Annotated in this window: 16 protein-coding genes; 7 read left to right on the top strand and 9 right to left on the bottom strand. The window is 45.2% G+C overall.

Features of this window, described 5'->3' with window-relative positions; translation table 11 throughout:
* Positions 1-191: 191 nt before the first annotated feature.
* From gshA to AC6RV6_RS16480, 3 genes are all read right to left on the bottom strand, one after another.
* Positions 192-1,331, bottom strand: a complete 1,140-nt coding sequence (gene gshA, locus AC6RV6_RS16490) for a glutamate--cysteine ligase (RefSeq protein WP_500241967.1) — start codon at positions 1,329-1,331, stop codon at positions 192-194.
* A gap of 263 nt (positions 1,332-1,594) precedes the next feature.
* Positions 1,595-2,965: a DUF3370 domain-containing protein gene (locus tag AC6RV6_RS16485; RefSeq protein WP_500241966.1), complete on the bottom strand. Its 1,371-nt coding sequence runs from the start codon at positions 2,963-2,965 to the stop codon at positions 1,595-1,597.
* 109 nt (positions 2,966-3,074) lie between these two features.
* Positions 3,075-4,040 carry an alpha/beta fold hydrolase gene (locus AC6RV6_RS16480; protein WP_500241965.1) on the bottom strand — a complete coding sequence of 322 codons (966 nt, stop codon included), beginning with the start codon at positions 4,038-4,040 and terminating at the stop codon, positions 3,075-3,077.
* 207 nt (positions 4,041-4,247) lie between these two features.
* Here AC6RV6_RS16480 and infC point away from each other — a divergent pair, with 207 nt between their 5' ends.
* From infC to AC6RV6_RS16460, 4 genes are all read left to right on the top strand, one after another.
* A complete protein-coding gene (infC, locus tag AC6RV6_RS16475; RefSeq protein ID WP_500241994.1) occupies positions 4,248-4,793 on the top strand; it encodes a translation initiation factor IF-3 in 546 nt (181 codons plus the stop codon).
* A 77-nt stretch (positions 4,794-4,870) separates the two neighbouring features.
* Entirely contained in the window at positions 4,871-7,909 is a 3,039-nt protein-coding gene (locus AC6RV6_RS16470; protein WP_500241964.1) for an Npt1/Npt2 family nucleotide transporter, read from the top strand.
* A gap of 213 nt (positions 7,910-8,122) precedes the next feature.
* The gene (locus AC6RV6_RS16465) at positions 8,123-8,371 is read left to right on the top strand and encodes a hypothetical protein (protein WP_500241963.1); all 249 of its coding nucleotides are present in this window, start codon (positions 8,123-8,125) and stop codon (positions 8,369-8,371) included.
* Between the two features lie 15 nt (positions 8,372-8,386).
* Positions 8,387-9,460 (top strand): glycosyl transferase, encoded by a 1,074-nt coding sequence (locus AC6RV6_RS16460; RefSeq protein WP_500241962.1) that lies wholly within the window; start codon positions 8,387-8,389, stop codon positions 9,458-9,460.
* A gap of 18 nt (positions 9,461-9,478) precedes the next feature.
* On the opposite strand, the gene AC6RV6_RS16455 is transcribed toward AC6RV6_RS16460, so the two are convergent.
* From AC6RV6_RS16455 to AC6RV6_RS16440, 4 genes are all read right to left on the bottom strand, one after another.
* Positions 9,479-10,027 carry a hypothetical protein gene (locus tag AC6RV6_RS16455; RefSeq protein WP_500241961.1) on the bottom strand — a complete coding sequence of 183 codons (549 nt, stop codon included), beginning with the start codon at positions 10,025-10,027 and terminating at the stop codon, positions 9,479-9,481.
* Positions 10,024-10,500 carry a restriction endonuclease gene (locus AC6RV6_RS16450; protein WP_500241993.1) on the bottom strand — a complete coding sequence of 159 codons (477 nt, stop codon included), beginning with the start codon at positions 10,498-10,500 and terminating at the stop codon, positions 10,024-10,026. The genes AC6RV6_RS16455 and AC6RV6_RS16450 overlap by 4 nt, the downstream gene beginning before the upstream one ends.
* Positions 10,501-10,598: 98 nt before the next feature.
* Positions 10,599-11,228 carry a lysophospholipid acyltransferase family protein gene (locus AC6RV6_RS16445; protein ID WP_500241959.1) on the bottom strand — a complete coding sequence of 210 codons (630 nt, stop codon included), beginning with the start codon at positions 11,226-11,228 and terminating at the stop codon, positions 10,599-10,601.
* A gap of 45 nt (positions 11,229-11,273) precedes the next feature.
* Positions 11,274-12,980 (bottom strand): phytoene desaturase family protein, encoded by a 1,707-nt coding sequence (locus AC6RV6_RS16440; RefSeq protein WP_500241958.1) that lies wholly within the window; start codon positions 12,978-12,980, stop codon positions 11,274-11,276.
* Between the two features lie 263 nt (positions 12,981-13,243).
* Here AC6RV6_RS16440 and AC6RV6_RS16435 point away from each other — a divergent pair, with 263 nt between their 5' ends.
* On the top strand, positions 13,244-13,576 hold the full coding sequence (locus AC6RV6_RS16435; protein WP_500241957.1) for an STAS domain-containing protein: 333 nt from the start codon (positions 13,244-13,246) through the stop codon (positions 13,574-13,576).
* A 108-nt stretch (positions 13,577-13,684) separates the two neighbouring features.
* Here the strand turns inward: AC6RV6_RS16435 and AC6RV6_RS16430 are convergent, their stop codons facing one another.
* Complete coding sequence (locus AC6RV6_RS16430) at positions 13,685-14,026, bottom strand: hypothetical protein (protein ID WP_500241956.1); 342 nt, start codon at positions 14,024-14,026, stop codon at positions 13,685-13,687.
* Here AC6RV6_RS16430 and AC6RV6_RS16425 point away from each other — a divergent pair.
* Complete coding sequence (locus tag AC6RV6_RS16425) at positions 14,025-14,147, top strand: hypothetical protein (protein WP_500241955.1); 123 nt, start codon at positions 14,025-14,027, stop codon at positions 14,145-14,147. The two genes, AC6RV6_RS16430 and AC6RV6_RS16425, sit on opposite strands and share 2 nt — an antisense overlap.
* 87 nt (positions 14,148-14,234) lie before the next feature.
* Here AC6RV6_RS16425 and AC6RV6_RS16420 read toward each other — a convergent pair whose 3' ends face one another.
* Positions 14,235-14,933, bottom strand: a complete 699-nt coding sequence (locus AC6RV6_RS16420) for a hypothetical protein (protein WP_500241953.1) — start codon at positions 14,931-14,933, stop codon at positions 14,235-14,237.
* Between the two features lie 206 nt (positions 14,934-15,139).
* Between AC6RV6_RS16420 and AC6RV6_RS16415 the strand changes: the two genes are divergently transcribed.
* Complete coding sequence (locus tag AC6RV6_RS16415; RefSeq protein WP_500241952.1) at positions 15,140-16,909, top strand: M48 family metalloprotease; 1,770 nt, start codon at positions 15,140-15,142, stop codon at positions 16,907-16,909.
* Positions 16,910-16,914: the final 5 nt, after the last annotated feature.

Raw genomic sequence — 16,914 nt, 5'->3', positions numbered from 1 at the left:
TAGTATTTGTAAAGTCTTATGACGTTAATGAAACGAATGGGATCTCTGGGTTTATAGCCAAGAAGCGAAAAATAAATAATAAAGAGAGAAAAAAGTCAAGTCTTAAACTATCAGTCTATCTTTATAGGCTAGATAAGCAAATTGTAACGATCGCTCGGTGGACGAGAGAGAATTCGAGCGATCGTCTGAACTCAAGCGGCCATTAACTGACAAAGTTTATCTTCTAATTCTCGTTCTCGCTCCTCTGCTTCTTGAATACTGCGAACGATAATTTCCCGGGGAGAAAGTCCGAGATCGCATTGAGCGAGCCATTGTTGTGCGGTATTCCCTTCTCGGAGAATTTTGCGGAGGGGAGAGAGAAAACAACTTAACCCGCGTTGTTTGGCGAGCAGGCTCGTTTCGTCGTAGAGTTCTTCAATCCAAGTTCGGGCCGAAAGGGTTCTCCCATCCTGCCAATGCTGTAATTGAGCATCCAAACTATCACGAGCGACGGCAGCTTCGTTGGCATCGACAAGATCGATGAGCTCTTCCGACCCAAAAGCTCCGGACATGAGCGGATCGAGATCGGGTTGTTCTTGCAGTTGCAGCAAGCGCACTTCGAGAAACGCCACAATGGATAATAAAGCGATCGGATCGATCACTAAATCGCAAATTCGCAGTTCGAGACGGTTGAGATCGTAAGGACGGCGATCGCCATTGGGACGGACTGATAGCCAGAGATGACGGACATTTTGCATCGTTCCGAGGGCTAATTGTTCTTCCGTCCAGCGAATATAATGAGCGTGATTCTCAAATAGGGGAACGCGAGCGGGAGTTTGAGGGAACATTCCCCACCGTGTGGAATGATAGCCCGTTCTTTTGCCATCTAAAAACGGTGAAGAGGCGCTCAACGCTAGATAGAGAGGTGCTTCGACTCGTAAAAGGCGACAGGCTTGCATTAAGGTTTCCGGATCGGAAATGCCGATATTAATATGGATACTCGCCGTAACGACTTGAGTATGGTAAGTCTTCTCTATATAAGTATGATAGGGATTGCCGGGATCGGAACGATAGAAGCAGTCCGTATCTCCAAGAGAGAGCGTGCTGCCGGGGATAATGGTGTAATCTCCCAGCGATCGCAAATAATGTCGCAAGCGTTGTCGGGGACGAACCAAAGCACAGAGCAAGCGATCGTAACAGCAATAGGGTGCTGTGGTGTATTCCACATTACGACTATCTGGCTCGCGCACGAAACCGTTTAAATTTTTGGTGATTTTGTCAGAAAGACCGACAATATCGCCTTGAGGGGAACCCGTATAGAGTTCGACTTCACAACCTTTTGATAGCAGCACGATTAAAAGTTCCTTTGTTGGTTACGGGTGATGACTTTAAAATTAATGTTAAATCAGACGGGTATCCTTAGCGACGGAGAACAAATACAAACTTTCGTCATTCCCGACCGAAACTTACCCTCGTTGACATCTCTTGCTTGAGAATTAGAGCGAAAAGCTAGAAATTGAAAGGAATTGAGACGATGCGATCGCTTGATTTTTAGCCCGCAAAATTTAATTTTACTCAGCGATCGCTCATTTTAAAACACGAGAATCTGAGGGCTTCAATCTGTTTCTAAAGTTTGAATAGTTAAAACTTGAGGGGGAGTAGAATCGGGAGGATAGAGTAAATCGACACGAACAGAACGCCTCTCTTTCGGTTGTAAATTTAAGGTCACTAAAGATTCTCCTTGCTGTCCTCGTCGCTGGACCAAGTGATAATAGCGAGTTTGCAAGACTCCTTCATCGTCGCTATATTCAACTTTTACCGTTCCTCGGAAAAAGATATTAGTCGGTAAGGGGGCAAAAAAACGCAATCCTGATGAGATTTCATCTTGCTTGATGGGAGTTTCCAGAGCAATTGCGATGGTTTGTTTGGTATGAGTAGGATTGTATAAGGGTAAATCTAAGCTGTATTGAACCCCATAATTACCGTGTGCTTTATAAGCTGTATCGGGATAGCGGGCGACGAGGGGAGCGCTCTGAATTTGTCCTGTTCCCAAAGTGCCACGATCGAGAGTACTGATACCATAAGAAAAGCGTTGACCGCGATCGGGAATTGTCAAAAAATCAACGTCAGAATTATCTGTTACTTGGGCTTTCCATTGTGACCCGATCGCAACTCCAGCCACGCGACCGTAAATGAAGGAACCTGCTTCAGAATTGGGAGGAGTAGGGGCGCGATCGCGAGGTTGAGCTAAGCTTCCCGTTTGTAATAATGTTTCCCATTCTGACAATGTTGGCGCACGTTCTTTGCCCTCTTCATCTTGAGGGGCGAACATGGCTAAACTGGCCAAATAAACGCGATCGTTACTCCGCAAGCGCATATAAGTAGAGCGTCCGTTAATCGGAGGATTAAAATCTTTAACAGGAATAGGGACATTGAGCAACAAACGGCTTTCTTTTGGAGGGACGATCGCGACAAAAGGAAACTGAATTTGATGCCATCCTCGCAATAATTCTCCCATAACGCGACTCCCCGGTCCCGCATAAATTGTGCCTTCAGGATTCTCTAAAAAAGAACCGAGATTAATAAAAGGAGCATCGGGTTGAGAGAGATAACTTGCAGCTTGTAAAATATCGATTTTAATCGCTTCATCGCTAGGATTGTGAACGAGAATTCCTAAATAAAGCGTTCTTAAATCTTCCGGGCTTGGTGCTTTGGCAACATGGTGAGCAAAAATATCAAAGCGTCCTGTTATCGGAAAATCTAAATGAGCTTGAGGGGATGTTTTTCCGAGAGCCGGAAAAGTCGAAAGTAAAATCCCCGGTTCGAGAACCAACTCGGGACTATTACTATTAAAAACTGGAATTGTATTTAAACTTCCGGGCAAAGGTCGAACGATTTGCGGGCGAACAACTTCTTGAGGAGGAGGTGGAGATAACGCAGTGGGAGTCGATGCTAATAATAGGACAGAAGAAAAAAAATCAAACATAATATAGATGAAATTTTACACAATTGCAATAATCGAACAAACCTTAAATTACAATTCTAACTTTAGGAAATCTCAGAGTGCAAATTGCAATAAAGAGCCTTTTCAGAAATTATCTATAGTTAGGTGAAACTTCTGAACAAACATTCTCAGAGTCTTGTAAATTACTTTCGATATTAGCATCGCATTGAGCCGCCAACCAAGGTAAAATAATCTGATGAAATGTTTCGGGATCTTCGTCGTGGGGACAATGGCCTGCTTTATCTAAAGGAACAAACTCTAAATTCGGATTCAACCCTAAAAAATTCTGCGACAAACTAAACGGCACCATCGGATCTTGGCGACCCCAAAGCAATAGTATGGGAATGTTTAATTCGGGCAAAAGTTCGCGAACCGATCGCGAAAAACCCGACCCTCGTACCGACGCAGAAAGGCAGCAAAACGCATCTACGGCACCATCATCCGTCGGCGGTATTGCGAGAATATCTACCAATTCATTATCTACCGCCTCTTTATGTCCGTAAGCTAAAGTGACCCAAGTGCGAATCATAGCCGGACGGCGCACGAAATAAAAAAGTGGCTTGAGAAAAAGCGGCGCAGTAAAAAATCCCTCGATCGCAAATACCAAAGCCCGAAAAGGCTTGGGAATGCTCTTTTCCCGTAAGGTTACATCCGGCAAATTTAACATCGCCAACCCCCGCACCATTTCTGGGTGTTTCGCCGCCGCCATAAAACTCACTAAAGACCCAAGGGAATTTCCCACCAAGACCACGGGTTCGCCAATAAAAGTGCGCCAAAACTCGTAAACCTGCGCCACCCAAAGTTCTGTTCCGTAAGACGCGATCGCTTTCCTCGAACCGCCAAACCCCAATAAATCTAAAGCATATACCGTCCGCTCTTTCCCCAACACGGGAATATTTTTGCGCCAATGCTCGATTGAAGCTCCAAACCCGTGAATTAAGAGCAGGGGAGTTTTGTCAGTGGAGGCTCTCAGAAAACTATAGCGCACCTGCCAACCCCGCCAAACCCAATCCCGTTGTAAGCCAATGCGATCGATCCACTGTGTTGTTGAAATCACAAGCAAAATTCATAAAAATTTACCTTTTCATTGTAAGCAGCAAATAAACGCGATCGCAAAACCCGACTGACCATCCCCCAGACCAGACAACTCCTTGACCAAATAGAAAGTTAAGTTAACAAACTAGCGCAAAACTCGAGGGGGATCGCTAAAATGGTTAGCGAACCGCTCGTTAAATCTCGAACAACCCTTTATCAACAACTATAAATCAGTACGCATACGCCTGTGAAAGACAAAAAACACCGCCGAGATCTACCTCAAATCAACGAAAGAATTCGCTATCCCAATATTCGGCTGATCGATACCGACGGCGGCCAACTCGGGATTGTCACCTCAGAAGAAGGCCGGCGACTGGCTGAAGAAAAAGAACTCGACCTCGTTCTAGTTAGTGACAAATCCGATCCCCCCGTCTGTCGGATTATGGACTACGGTAAATACAAGTTCGAGCAAGAGAAAAGAGCCAAAGAAGCCAAGAAAAAACAACACACGGCTGATGTTAAAGAAGTGAAGATGCGCTACAAAATCGAAGAACACGATTATCAAGTGCGCGTCAATAACGCTCAACGCTTCCTCAAATCGGGAGATAAAGTCAAAGCGACTGTCACCTTTAAAGGTCGAGAAATCCAACACGCCAACTTAGCCAAACAACTCCTCGATCGCATGGCCGAAGATCTCAAGGACTTTGGAGAACTACAACAGGCCCCCAAACAAGAAGGGCGTAATATGATAATGTTCCTTTCTCCAAAGAAATAGGATAGGAAATGAGGGATTGAGGACTGGCGATCGCCTCTTAACCCCAACACCCTCACCCTAAACCCTAACCCTCGACCATGAAACAGCTAAAGAGTAGTAAAGAGCGGGACGACTGGACAAAAAAACTGCTGAACGTGGTCAATCTTCGCCCAGAAGAAGGCGAGAGAACCTTGTTCATGTTGATTGCCTACACGATTACCTCCATCGGGTTATTGTGGCTGGAACAAAGCACGATCGCTTTATTCCTCGAACGTTTTGGGGCAGAAGGCTTACCCATCATCTACATTGCCAGCGCCCTCATGGGGTCGGGGTTAGGAATCCTCTATTCTTGGCTGCAAAATAATTTCCCCCTCAAACGGGTCTTTCTCGTAGTTGCCCTCTTGATGGCGGCTCCTCTGATTATCTTTCGCGTGGGTTTAGAACTGGGAACAATTAACAGTTTTATCGTCCTCGCGACGATTTTTGTTCTCCGGTTGTGGCTGGATGCAGAAGAAATTCTCAACGATCTAAACTCCCAAGTTGCCGCCAACCAACTCTTTAATATTCGCGAAATTAAACGCACCTATCCGATTATTTCCAGTGGATTATTAATTGGAGATGTCGTTTCCGGCTTTTCTTTGCCGGTCTTGGTCTTCCTCATCGGTTTAAAAAATGTTATTATCCTCGCTTCCATTGGGCTATTGGGTGGCGGACTGACTCTCCTTTACCTTGCCAATCGCTACAAACAAGCCTTTCCCGATACCCCCGTGCGAGAATTGGATGAGTTGGAATCTGCCTATACCTCCAAACGGATGAGCAGCACTCTCCGCCGTTATATTATTCCTCTCTTTGCATTCTTTATTTTGGGAGAACTGCTCTTTCTCCTCGTAGAATTTCAATATCTTGGGGAACTCGAACGAGTTTATCCGACAACGGAAGAAATGGCCGGATTTTTAGGACTATTTTCCGGGATTTTAGGAATCTGCGAACTGGCAACCCAATGGTTTGTTTCCAGTCGAGCAGTGGAACGATTGGGGGTCTTTGTGGCGGCAATGTTTTTGCCCGTTTCTCTCTCGGTTTTGGGCTTCTGTACCATTCTTTTTGATATTACTAATGTCGGCGGTTTAAATCTGAATAGCGCTCAAATTCTCTTTTTTGGCATCATTGTCATTCGCTTTTTTGATGAATTATTGCGCTACACCCTCATTGCGGGAATTGAACCCTTTCTCTTTCAACCTCTCCCCGCCGAAATTCGCAGTTCGATTCAAACTCAAGTTCAAGGAATCGCCGAACCCCTGACCACAGGACTCACAGGCATCGGAATTATTACAATCGTCTGGTTTCTCGGGCAAATATTGGGGGGATGGGAAGAAGAAACTGCACGACAAGCGCAAGGCGGGGTGTTTGTCATGGCGATCGTGGCCTTTTCCATCGTTTGGGCTTTAAGTGCCTTACTGTTGCGGCAAAGTTACATTACTTTACTGGTTCAGTCGGCAGAACAGGGACGTTTGGGATTTGGTAGCGTTGACTTAAAAGCCTTTAAACGCGCCATTATTGAATCTTTGGATGGGAAAACGACGGAGGATGATAAGCGATCGTGCATCCAATTGTTAGAACGCATCGATTTGCCCAATGCTGGGGAAATTCTTGCACCGCGCCTTGCTAATCTCTCTCCCGATTTACAGCGCCAGTCGATGGAAGCGATGATCGAATATCCCAATCAGGTTTATTTAAAAGACGTTCAGCGCTTGATTCAAACCCGTCCGGATTTGGAGGTGCTGGCGCTATCTTTGCGTTATGTTTGGCTTTCGCAACCTCAATTAGATACCCATACCTTGAAGCCTTACTTAAATCAAAGAGTGGATCCGATGGTACGAGGGACGGCGACGGGATTGATTTTGAATCGAGGCTCTGAGGACGATCGCACCACTGCGATCGCAACATTGGAAAAAATGCTCACTTCCGAACGAGAACGAGAGCGAATTATTGGGGTACAAGCCTTGCAAGCCACCGATCGCGATGACAATTTAACGCAATCTTATCTGCCTCAATTATTACAAGACGACTCGGCAAAGGTGCGCTGTACTTTATTAACAGCGATCGCTAAGAAACGCTTGGAAAATTTTTATCCCTCCTTGTTAAAAGGATTGTATTATCGTTCCACTCGCGAGGCCGCGAAAAAATCTCTGATTGCCTTGGGTGATGAAGCCCTACCCATGCTGACGATTTTGGCAGAAGATGTCCGCAAACCGGATTATATTCGCCTTCAGGCTTGGAGTGCCATGTCGGAAATTGGCAGTGAAGTGGCACTCAAAACTCTAGTCCAGCAATTATTAACCAGTTGGGGAACCAGTCGGCGTAATTTATTGCGGGTGGTTTTGAAAATTCCCGGCGATCGCGGTATTGAGATGGTATTGGATCAATTGGGGCGATCGGGAGTTGAAGAGTTGATGCAGCAAGAGTTATTGCTATTGGGACAAATGTTCGCCGCAGAGATGGATTTACACGATGAGGCCGTATCGGGACTCGAGGCGGATTTATTGCGGAGTGCGATCGTGGGATTGCAGTCCGATATTACCGATCGCTGTTTCTTAATTATGAAACTGCTTTATCCGTTTAGTTCCATTCAAGCAGCGATTTTGAATTTAGATTCCGATTCAGAAGTGAGCGTGGCTTTAGGGTTGGAAATTCTCGATAATACCGTCGATTTACCGCAAAAACAAATCCTCCTGCGAGTCTTGGAAAAACAGCGTCCGACGGCGGATCGCCTTGCCGATATGGAAGAGATGGTACCTTACGAACCGATGAACCCGAGCGATCGCACTCGTCGCCTTCTGGATCTGCGTCATTTTCTCTCGGATTGGACATTGGCCTGTTGTTTCCATTTGGCGAGAAAACAGCGTTGGGGGGTAACGCGAGAGGCCGCTTTGGTGGGATTGCGCCATCCGAGTAGTTTTGTGAGAGAGGCAGTTTTGACCTATCTGAAAGTTGCCAGTCCGAGGACTTGTTATGAATTACTGCCAGTTTTAAAAGACGATCCCGATCCTTTAGTTGCAGCACAAGTAGATAGTTTGAAAAATGAATTTACTCAACGCAAAACCAAGCAAAAACCTTTGCAAGTTAGAACTCAAACTTAGATTGGCCAACTCTGTTAATTTTATCGCTCAGTACTGAAGACAATGAGAAAAAACTGCGGTCAATACACTTGAGTTAAATCGGAAAAAAGACGAAATGAAAATAGTTTTAGCGCTAAATTTAGAGCAAAGTTTGAGAATTTACCCGAACGAGCAGTTTTTTCCCGATCTCTGCTATGGTAAATATTGGTTTTTTCGTTCTTGGTTTGCTCTAACGTGAACAATCCAATCTATAAATGGGAATATATTGTCATTCAGGAAACTATCTTTCCTCTCAATCCTTTGAGAATTACGGTGGAGTCTGAAGACAAAGCATTGGCAGACATTCTGCAAGGTAAATCGATTCTCGAAACCCTCAACTATCTCGGAGAACAAGGTTGGGAGTTGGTTACGGTTACGACGGGACTGGAGAAAAATTCGCAAATTTTTTATTTCAAACGACCGATCGCCTATCTTTCTAAATAGATGCTTTGATAATTTATGCCCAGTCTTTATATTGCGATTACCAATCACGGCTTCGGCCATGCCACTCGTGCCGCTTCCGTTGCTGGAATGGTCAAAAAACTCAATCCAGACATTTTACTCATCCTTGTGACAACTGCACCGCGATGGTTGCTCGAGGCTTATATTGAAGGGGATTTTATTCACCGTCCTCGTGCTTTAGATGTCGGGGTCATTCAAGCCGATAGCCTGACGATGGACAAGCAGGCAACCTTGACTAAATTAGAGGAAATTCGCGCCGCCCAACAGCGTATTATTGCTGGAGAAGTTAATTTTATTCAAACTAATCGCATTGGCTTAATTTTAGGGGATATTCCTCCTCTCGCCGCTCCGATCGCCAAAGCTGCGAGGATTCCCTGCTGGATGATGAGCAATTTTGGTTGGGATTTTATTTATCGGGACTGGGGAGAAGAATTTGCGGAAATTGCAGCTTGGATCGGGGATTGTTTTGCTCAGTGCGATCGCCTTTTTCGCCTCCCTCTACATGAACCAATGTCAGCATTTCCTCATATTACCGATGTGGGCTTAACAGGAGGTGTTCCGCGTTTTTCGGAAGCAGAAATCAGAGAGAAATTTGCCCTCATCCAACCCCGAGAAAGGATCGTTCTCCTAACATTTGGCGGCTTGGGACTGGAAAAAATTCCTTATGAGAAAGTGAAAGAGTTTCCAGACTGGCAGTTTATTACCTTCGATCGCACCGCGCCAGATTTTGCTAATTTAATTAAAGTTCGCGATCGCCTCTATCGTCCGGTAGATTTTATGCCTTTTTGCGATCGCATCGTCTCCAAACCGGGTTTTAGCACCTTTTCCGAGGCATTACGCTTAAATGTACCCATTTCCTCGTTAACGCGAGAAGGATTTGCAGAAGCCTCATTATTAGAAGCTGGACTGAAAAATTACGGACAGCATCAAATTATTTCCCCCGATCGCTTTTTTCCAGGAGACTGGGAATTTCTCCAGCGATCGCCAGAGCCTCCTCAGCAAGCAACTCCTTTGGCAACTGACGGCACAGAAACGATTGCACGGGCGATCGTTGATTATTTCAATCTATGATGCCAAAAAATCCGGTTATTAAACAAGGGTCAGTTGGCGTGCCAATTGCAGAAATTCAATAGTTTCTTGAATAACAGGAGCTTGGCGTAAAATCTTGATATCTTCATCTTTTAAGGCACCAACTAAATCGATACGACCCTGAAATTCTCGGGATTGGGAAAGTAATTGTTCTAGGACTTTTTTGGGTTGAAGTTTTGCTGATTCTATTATATTATTGGGAATTTCACAATCAAACAAACGGGCAAGAATAGCAGGATCGTGAAATAAAATACATTCCATTTCCGGTTCTGCGAGAATCACTTTAATGGGAATATCTATCGCTAAAATTTCCACAATTTCTTGAATATCTCGACGGCGATATTCAATTAGTTCTGGTATAGTAGAGTCCGCATCAGCAACAATAACAGTAGGAATTTGCCGACGAACAACAACAGAACGAGCAAAAGACTTTAAACCAGATGTTTTACCTGCAGCAAATAATCCCACCTCATTGAGCAAATCTTGAGGAATCAAATTGCGAAGTAAATGTTCATCAAAAGCACACTCAGTAACAATATAAGCATTCATGGATTATCCCCTCTTCTAAAGTCAAAATCTGGTATCCCCTCTTCCACACAAGCACGATATTTACTTGTTAAGAATTCGCACATTTTTTCTTGCTCTAGTGCATATTTTATTTCTTCTCCATTCCAGAGAAGAATCGTGGGTCGAGCAGAAAAAGTGACCAATGTACGAGCGGGATTAGTAAAATCAGTTCGACTAAAAACTAAACCTATCGTACTTGTGGGACGACGTGAAAGCTGGCTGCGAAGTTTGGCAATCGGCTCAATATCGATATCTTTGGCCCAATCTTTACTTTCAACTATACAAGAAAGTCCACTACAGTAAACAGCCCCATCAATTTGTTCGATGTTTTCATCAAAAAGTCGCACGCGATAAGGATATCTAACAGTTGCTCCATCAAGCTGAAAAGCTCGTAAAACCAAATGCTCAAAGGCTTTTCCGGGTTCCCAGCTTGGTGTTGTATTGCCTTGCTCGATATTTTCCTAGAGCGATCGCAATTCCTCCCATCCTAAAGCCTCTATCCTTCGTTGATATTCTGTTGCTGTTGCCATTAATACTTTTTAACTCAGCTATATTAACGTCCTAAAGCGTGTAGAGAATTAATCGCTTCCGCACACTTTTCTGTGACTGCTTGTAGTTCATCTCGTTTGCTCGAATTTGGTGGCGCGATCGCTTGACCAATTCGCACTGTGATGGGAACAAGATGAGGCAGTGAAGAGCCTTTTTGTAATATCTTTTCCGTTCCCCATAAACTTACGGGAAGAATAGGAACTTTTGCCTTGGCTGCAATCATTGCTGCTCCTAATTTCGGCTCATCGATCTGTCCATCTGACGTGCGCGTTCCTTGTAAAAAGATACCCACTGCCCAACCTTCATTTAAACAAGAAAGAGCGGCTTTAATGGCACTGCGATCGGCAGAAGAACGTTTGACGGGATATGCCCCATATAATTCTATCGCTTGTTTTAAAACCGGAACTTTAAATAACTCTTCTTTGGCCATAAATGCCACGGGACGACTGACACAATTTGCGACTAATGGCGGGTCAAAATTGCTGGCATGATTGCTGGCAATGACTAAAGACCCATCTTGGGGAACATTTTCTACACCATAGATCCGTCCGCGAAAATAACCGTGAAGCATCGGACTCACGATCGACCATTTAAACAGGTGATAAAAAAATAAGTTTTTCTTCGGCTCGCGCATTTCAGTTATCAGTTATCAGTGAACGGTTATCAGTGAACAGGCTATTTATTCTTCCTCTTTATTGATTCCTAATGCCGATCGCAGAAAGGAAACGAGGGAATTTTGTGCGTCGGTTAGTTTTTCTAAAAAGGGTTGTTGGTTTTGGATGAATGCTCTAGCGCAATTGCGTCCGGGCATTCCAGAAATTCCCCCTCCGGGATGGGTTCCCGCACCGGTTAAAAATAATCCTTCAATGGGGGTTTTATAATCAGCTAATTCGGGTAAGGGACGGAAGAAAACCATGCGATCTAGGGTCATGTCGATATGATAAGGATTGCCTTGGGAGAGTCCCAAACGTTGCTCGAGTTCTGGCGGACTTTCAAGACGACGGGCAATAACCGATCGCGGAATATTGGGAGCATAGGTGGCTAATTTATCTAAAACGCGATCGCACATTTCTTCTTTTAATTCTTCCGTCCATCCCGTTCCTTTTAACCCGATTCCTTCATGTTGGGCGATTTGATAGGGAACGAAACATTCAACCCATAACGTATGTTTGCCTTCTGGTGCCAAACTGGGATCGAGTACCGTGGGACAGACGACGTATAAAACCGGATCCGAGGGAATTTCCCCAAAAGAACAGAAAGCGTGTGCCTTTTCAACGTGATTCACCGAGTCGGCAATTAAAATCGAACCCATTAGCGCTTCCTCGGGGCGATCGCGGGCGATAAATTGCGGTGCTTCGGAAAGAGCTAAATCGATTTTGAAAACGCTTTCATTATTGTTGACAATTCGCCGCTTTAATGTATTCCGTAACTTCGGGGCTGCACAATCCACATCAACGCGATCGCACAGTTCCAAAAATAAGCGACGGGCATCAATATTAGAAATTACACCCGCATTGGCGCGATATTCTTTGCCGTTATTAACGCGCACCCCGATCGCCTTGCCTTCATTATTGACTAAAACCCGCTCCACCCGTTGTTCTGTAAGGATTTTACCTCCCTTCTCCTCCACCCGCTTCACCAGGGTTGCAACGAGCGCTCCCGTCCCTCCTCGCGGTCGAAATAACCCCGGATCGTGGCGCATCGCCATCCGCATCGCCCCGATCGCAATACCTTTTTGGGAAGGAGGTGCGCCAATTTGGGCGGCGAGACAAGCAAGGGGAGCTTTGACGGTTTCGCTGTCAAACCATTCATTGAGGAGATCCGTCGGAGAAGTAACGAGATTGTGCAGAAAATCGAGAACTTTAGGACGAGAGCCGAAAATTTTCCATAAATCTTGCCAATTTTCGCGATCGTAGTTTTTGGCAATATCGAGGAGTGCCATCGGAGAAGCATTAAAAATTGGCGCGAGGGCTCCGTTTAAATGCTGCCAGTATTCGATAAATTCAACGTATTTGCGGGCATCGCGATCGCTGTAGCGGGCAATTTCTTGACGAGTGCGCTCTACCGATCGCCAAGCGAGAAAATTGGTTCCGTCGGGGAGAGGACAAAATAACACTGGATCGCAGGGTAAATACTCCAACCCGTATTTGTTGAGTTCCAATTCTTGCACTACCGGACCGAGATGGATGGTTTCGTGGTCGATGGCGCAGAGGTCGAATTTAAAGCCCGGTGCAGCTTGAGGGAGCGCTTCTTCTGTGGTGGCGGCTCCTCCGGGTAGCGATCGCGCCTCTAAGAGCAAAACGCTGTAACCCGCTTCGAGCAAATAGGCCGCACAAACCAAGCCATTGTGACCGGCACCGATGACGATGACATCATAAGCATCCATTTGCCTCCCTCCTCCTCCAAATCCGTGACCTCCAATCCTAGAATATAACGAGATTGGGTTTTCCCGTGACGAATTGCGATCGGGTGATTATGATTGAGAAGTTGCCCTGACATCCACTAAAGTTGCTAAAATAGCGCCAATGCCAGTTAAATAGGAGAAGCTCACCTGTTCTCTCGTTCCGATCGCAACCGGAATCTTAAGCAGCACGGAATGTTATTCCCTCTCATTCAATTTTGAATTGCGTTAACCAAAACATAGAAAGTATGAGTTCCACCAATACAAAAATTAAAATTATCAAACCGGCTGGGATTTTAGATGGAACCAAGGCCAGCGAATTTCGCCAAGAGATCGGTGAAAGCGTCAAGAATGGTGCTGAAACGATTTTAATCGATTTCAAAGATGTGACATTTATGGATAGTTCGGGGCTGGGTGCTTTAGTTCTCGCCCTCAAAACCGTGCGTGCGGCTCACGCATCCCTTTGTATTTGCTCGATTAACGAACAGATTTCTATGCTATTTGAGTTAACAAGCATGGATCGCGTTTTTAATATTTTTCCCAATCGCGAGGAGTTTGAAGCAAAACATCCTAACTCGTAGAGTAAAACGAATTAGGGAACATATCGATCGAGTTTAAATTAAAAAGAGTCAAGTTCAGATCTCGTCTGGGTTTGACTCTTTATTTTGACTTCAATATTTTGACTTCAATTAGCGATCGCCAACGACTAAAGCATCAGGATTTTGGCTACGATTGCGATTGTAGAGTAGTTCGGCTTTAGTTGCCTCATCAAGTTGAAAAATATCTTGTTCCACAATCATCGCCGTTTTAGTGGATCCCCCAATTGCTGCCTCACAAGGTAATTCTCCGAGGGGTGCAACGTATAACCAAGAATTTTGAGCGACATTACAAGCGACAACTCCTTGTAAATCTTCCGCATTCCCAATTTTTTTCATTTCCTCAGCAGAAGCCGTTTGGGTTAATAGTGCCATGCCAACTAAAGAAAAGAGACCGGTTTGGAAAAGATTGCGGGTAATGCGGTTGAATTTCATGGTTTTCTCCTTTGACGCTTGCTCGTTTCTCGTGTATGCTTGGGGAGCTTTTGCTTTCCACACTCTCAGTATCGGCTTTTCTTTAAAAATGAGATACGATCGCTATCTCGAACCCGTGTGAAACCGATCTCAAATTGAGGCGATCGCATACCCCATCCCGTGACGATCGCGATCGTGGAAAATTAAGCAAGAATCCCCATATCCTTCCTTAACCCGTACCAACTGCCCGTAAGGTAATGGTTTGACAGCGTTCAGAATAGATTTGAATCACGCGATCGCCTGGATAAACTTCCAAGCACTCTTCAAATAAATGCCCTGCCTCCTCGACAAAGCCCATAAAATAGAGGAATAAGCCTTGCTCGAACTGGGTTTTCGTTTCTAATTTTGCATCTTGAATTTCTACTGGATCGCTATTAAACACTTCAAAGACCGAGATCGGATCGACTCGAGGCTCCGTTTCAAAACGATGGATCAAGCGAATGCGATACCCTTCCGTTTGAGACAGTTGCAAAAAAGTGCGATGGGTCATGAGTAAAGGTGTTTCATATACTTGCGTTAGCGCTTCAACCCGTGCGGCGGTATATTGGGTATCCTTAACAATGTGGGGAAGCGAGCGAGTTTGGCGATCGCCTGACTCTGCGAGCAATGTTCCCGTATCCAGTCCGATGCCCATTTTTGAGTAAAGCGTATTCGTTTTAACATAGACGCTCCCGGCAAAACATTCGAGCATCGAAAGGGCCGCATCTAAAGATTTATCCACTTCCTCCGCAAATAACCCGACGATCGCATCCCCCACCGATGGCGCAATAATTCCCCCCCAACGCGCGATCGCCTCTTCGAGTTCGGGGACGTAGCGATCGTCGAACTCGGCGCTCATATCGTAAATTTTGGCAAACAGAACGGACATTTTTTTAGTTATTTTTACGGATGCACTCTGAATAGCCACATTTTAAGCGGGTTAAAAGTCAAAAGTCAAAAGTTTAAATCAAACATTTGTCAAGAGTTTTAAACTTTCTGGAAATAATTTGTAAACTGGGAACAGATAGCCACCTTTTTCGGCAAAATGGAGAAAATTTCAGAACATTTAACTGTTATTTATTGGGACTTCTCACCATGAAACCGAGTCGGTATTCTCTTTCGATCGCTTCGGGTATTCTCTTTTCGACTGTTGCGATATTTGCTCAAACACTCCCTTTTTCAGCCGCGATCGCTACAGAAATCGAAGGCAGAAGAGATGATAATGCTCAATTTTCAGACTCGTTGGATTTATCCTTGTTTCTTGAGGAAGAGGCGATCGCAGATTCTCCTTTAGAAAGAGAATTTTGGTCAGAAGCGTTATGGGTTGTAGAAGGAGAAAACAATTTCTCCCTCGAAGTTGTTCAAACTCTGACGGAAACAGAATCAGAACCTGTTTCAAGTTCAGAAAGTGAGGAGATTAACGAGAAAACTGAGAAAGAAATAGAAGAACTGGAAACAGAACCAGAAAGCGAAGAAGAAGAGAAAGTTTTAGAGATTAGTGAAGAAGAACGGGCAAATATTGAAATTCTAGCAACGGGCGATCGCTTATTTCTGGCGGGAGACATTCCCGCCGCCGTCGAACGCTATCGAGAGGTGAAAGCACCTTTTCAACGCGAAGAGAACTATGTTCCTTTAGAAAGCGCTTTTGATGATGAAGCGCAACTCTCTCCGGCTGGGGGAGTGTATTGGCGCATCCATCAAGAAGGATTAGAATCGGGTTTGAGTAGTAAGATTTTTGCCCCGGCGGGTCTATTGATAGAAGAACAGCCCGGCTTTATTCCGGGTTATTTAAGTTATGCCGATGCTTTGATCGATCGCGATCGCCTTGATGATGCGATCGATATTCTCTCCAAGGGGGCAGTACGCTACCCGGGAGAAGCTGAATTAATTGCCGCTACGGTAACGGCAGAAGAACAAGCCGAGAACTGGTTAAACGCTTCATTAACCGCGCGACAGTTTGCCATATTTAATCCCGATCATCCTCGCGCTGAAGAGTTCTTGTTGTTAGCTGAGGAGAATTGGGGGGAATATCAGGGAGAATTGCGAAGCCGCATTACCAAAAATACAATTTTAAACTTAGTAACGGGGGCGGCGGGTTTCATCTTCACGGGGAATTTGGGCGCACCTATTTCTGCATTGCAAATGACGGCAATTTTATTGCAGGGAGAAGATGCCACGGGAGATATTTTTGCTCGTCGTGTCGTCGATCGCGCTCCCATGTTGTGGGATGAGGAGGTTGTGGAGTACGTGCGCGAGGTGGGCTATAAGTTAGCGAGTACGGCGGGGCGGGATGAGTTTAATTATGAATTTTACGTGATTATGGACGAGAATTTGAATGCGTTTGCACTACCCGGCGGCAAAATTTTCGTCCATGCTGGCGCGATCGTGCATACGCATTCCGAGGCAGAATTTGCCGGGCTATTGGCGCACGAGATTTCTCATGCGGTCATGTCTCATGGGTTTGAGTTAGCCACGAGAGGGAGCTTAATGGCGAGTATTACGGGCTATATTCCCTTTGTCGGCGGCATTACGACAAATTTAATCGTTTTTAGTTATAGTCGCGATATGGAGCGCCAAGCGGATGCTCTGGGGACGCGCATTTTGGCTGGAAGTGGCTATGCGGCCGATGGGATGCGAAATTTAATGGTCACTCTTGACGATCGCGATCGCCCGACTCCCCCGGAATGGCTGTCCACTCACCCGGATACCGATGAACGAGTTCGCAATTTAGAAGGAATCATTCTTGAAAATGATTATAATCGTTATTCTTTTGAAGGAGTCGAACGACATACACAAATGCGAGAACGGGTGGCAGAGTTGTTAGAGGAATATAAAGCCAACCCAGAAGAGGATTCAGAGGAGTAAATTTG

The organism is Spirulina sp. LEGE 11439 (genome assembly GCF_059821285.1).
This window is presented reverse-complemented; position numbering and strand designations above follow the sequence as displayed.

Bases quoted from the DNA above. Each gene is read 5' to 3' on its own strand.
- AC6RV6_RS16485 (WP_500241966.1), bottom strand. From the start codon at position 2,965: ATGTTTGATTTTTTTTCTTCTGTCCTATTATTAGCATCGACTCCCACT.
- AC6RV6_RS16470 (WP_500241964.1), top strand. From the start codon at position 4,871: ATGAAACAGCTAAAGAGTAGTAAAGAGCGGGACGACTGGACAAAAAAA.
- AC6RV6_RS16460 (WP_500241962.1), top strand. From the start codon at position 8,387: ATGCCCAGTCTTTATATTGCGATTACCAATCACGGCTTCGGCCATGCC.
- AC6RV6_RS16455 (WP_500241961.1), bottom strand. From the start codon at position 10,027: ATGAATGCTTATATTGTTACTGAGTGTGCTTTTGATGAACATTTACTT.
- AC6RV6_RS16445 (WP_500241959.1), bottom strand. From the start codon at position 11,228: ATGCGCGAGCCGAAGAAAAACTTATTTTTTTATCACCTGTTTAAATGG.
- AC6RV6_RS16440 (WP_500241958.1), bottom strand. From the start codon at position 12,980: ATGGATGCTTATGATGTCATCGTCATCGGTGCCGGTCACAATGGCTTG.
- AC6RV6_RS16435 (WP_500241957.1), top strand. From the start codon at position 13,244: ATGAGTTCCACCAATACAAAAATTAAAATTATCAAACCGGCTGGGATT.
- AC6RV6_RS16425 (WP_500241955.1), top strand. From the start codon at position 14,025: ATGGTTTTCTCCTTTGACGCTTGCTCGTTTCTCGTGTATGCTTGGGGA.
- AC6RV6_RS16430 (WP_500241956.1), bottom strand. From the start codon at position 14,026: ATGAAATTCAACCGCATTACCCGCAATCTTTTCCAAACCGGTCTCTTT.
- AC6RV6_RS16420 (WP_500241953.1), bottom strand. From the start codon at position 14,933: ATGTCCGTTCTGTTTGCCAAAATTTACGATATGAGCGCCGAGTTCGAC.
- AC6RV6_RS16415 (WP_500241952.1), top strand. From the start codon at position 15,140: ATGAAACCGAGTCGGTATTCTCTTTCGATCGCTTCGGGTATTCTCTTT.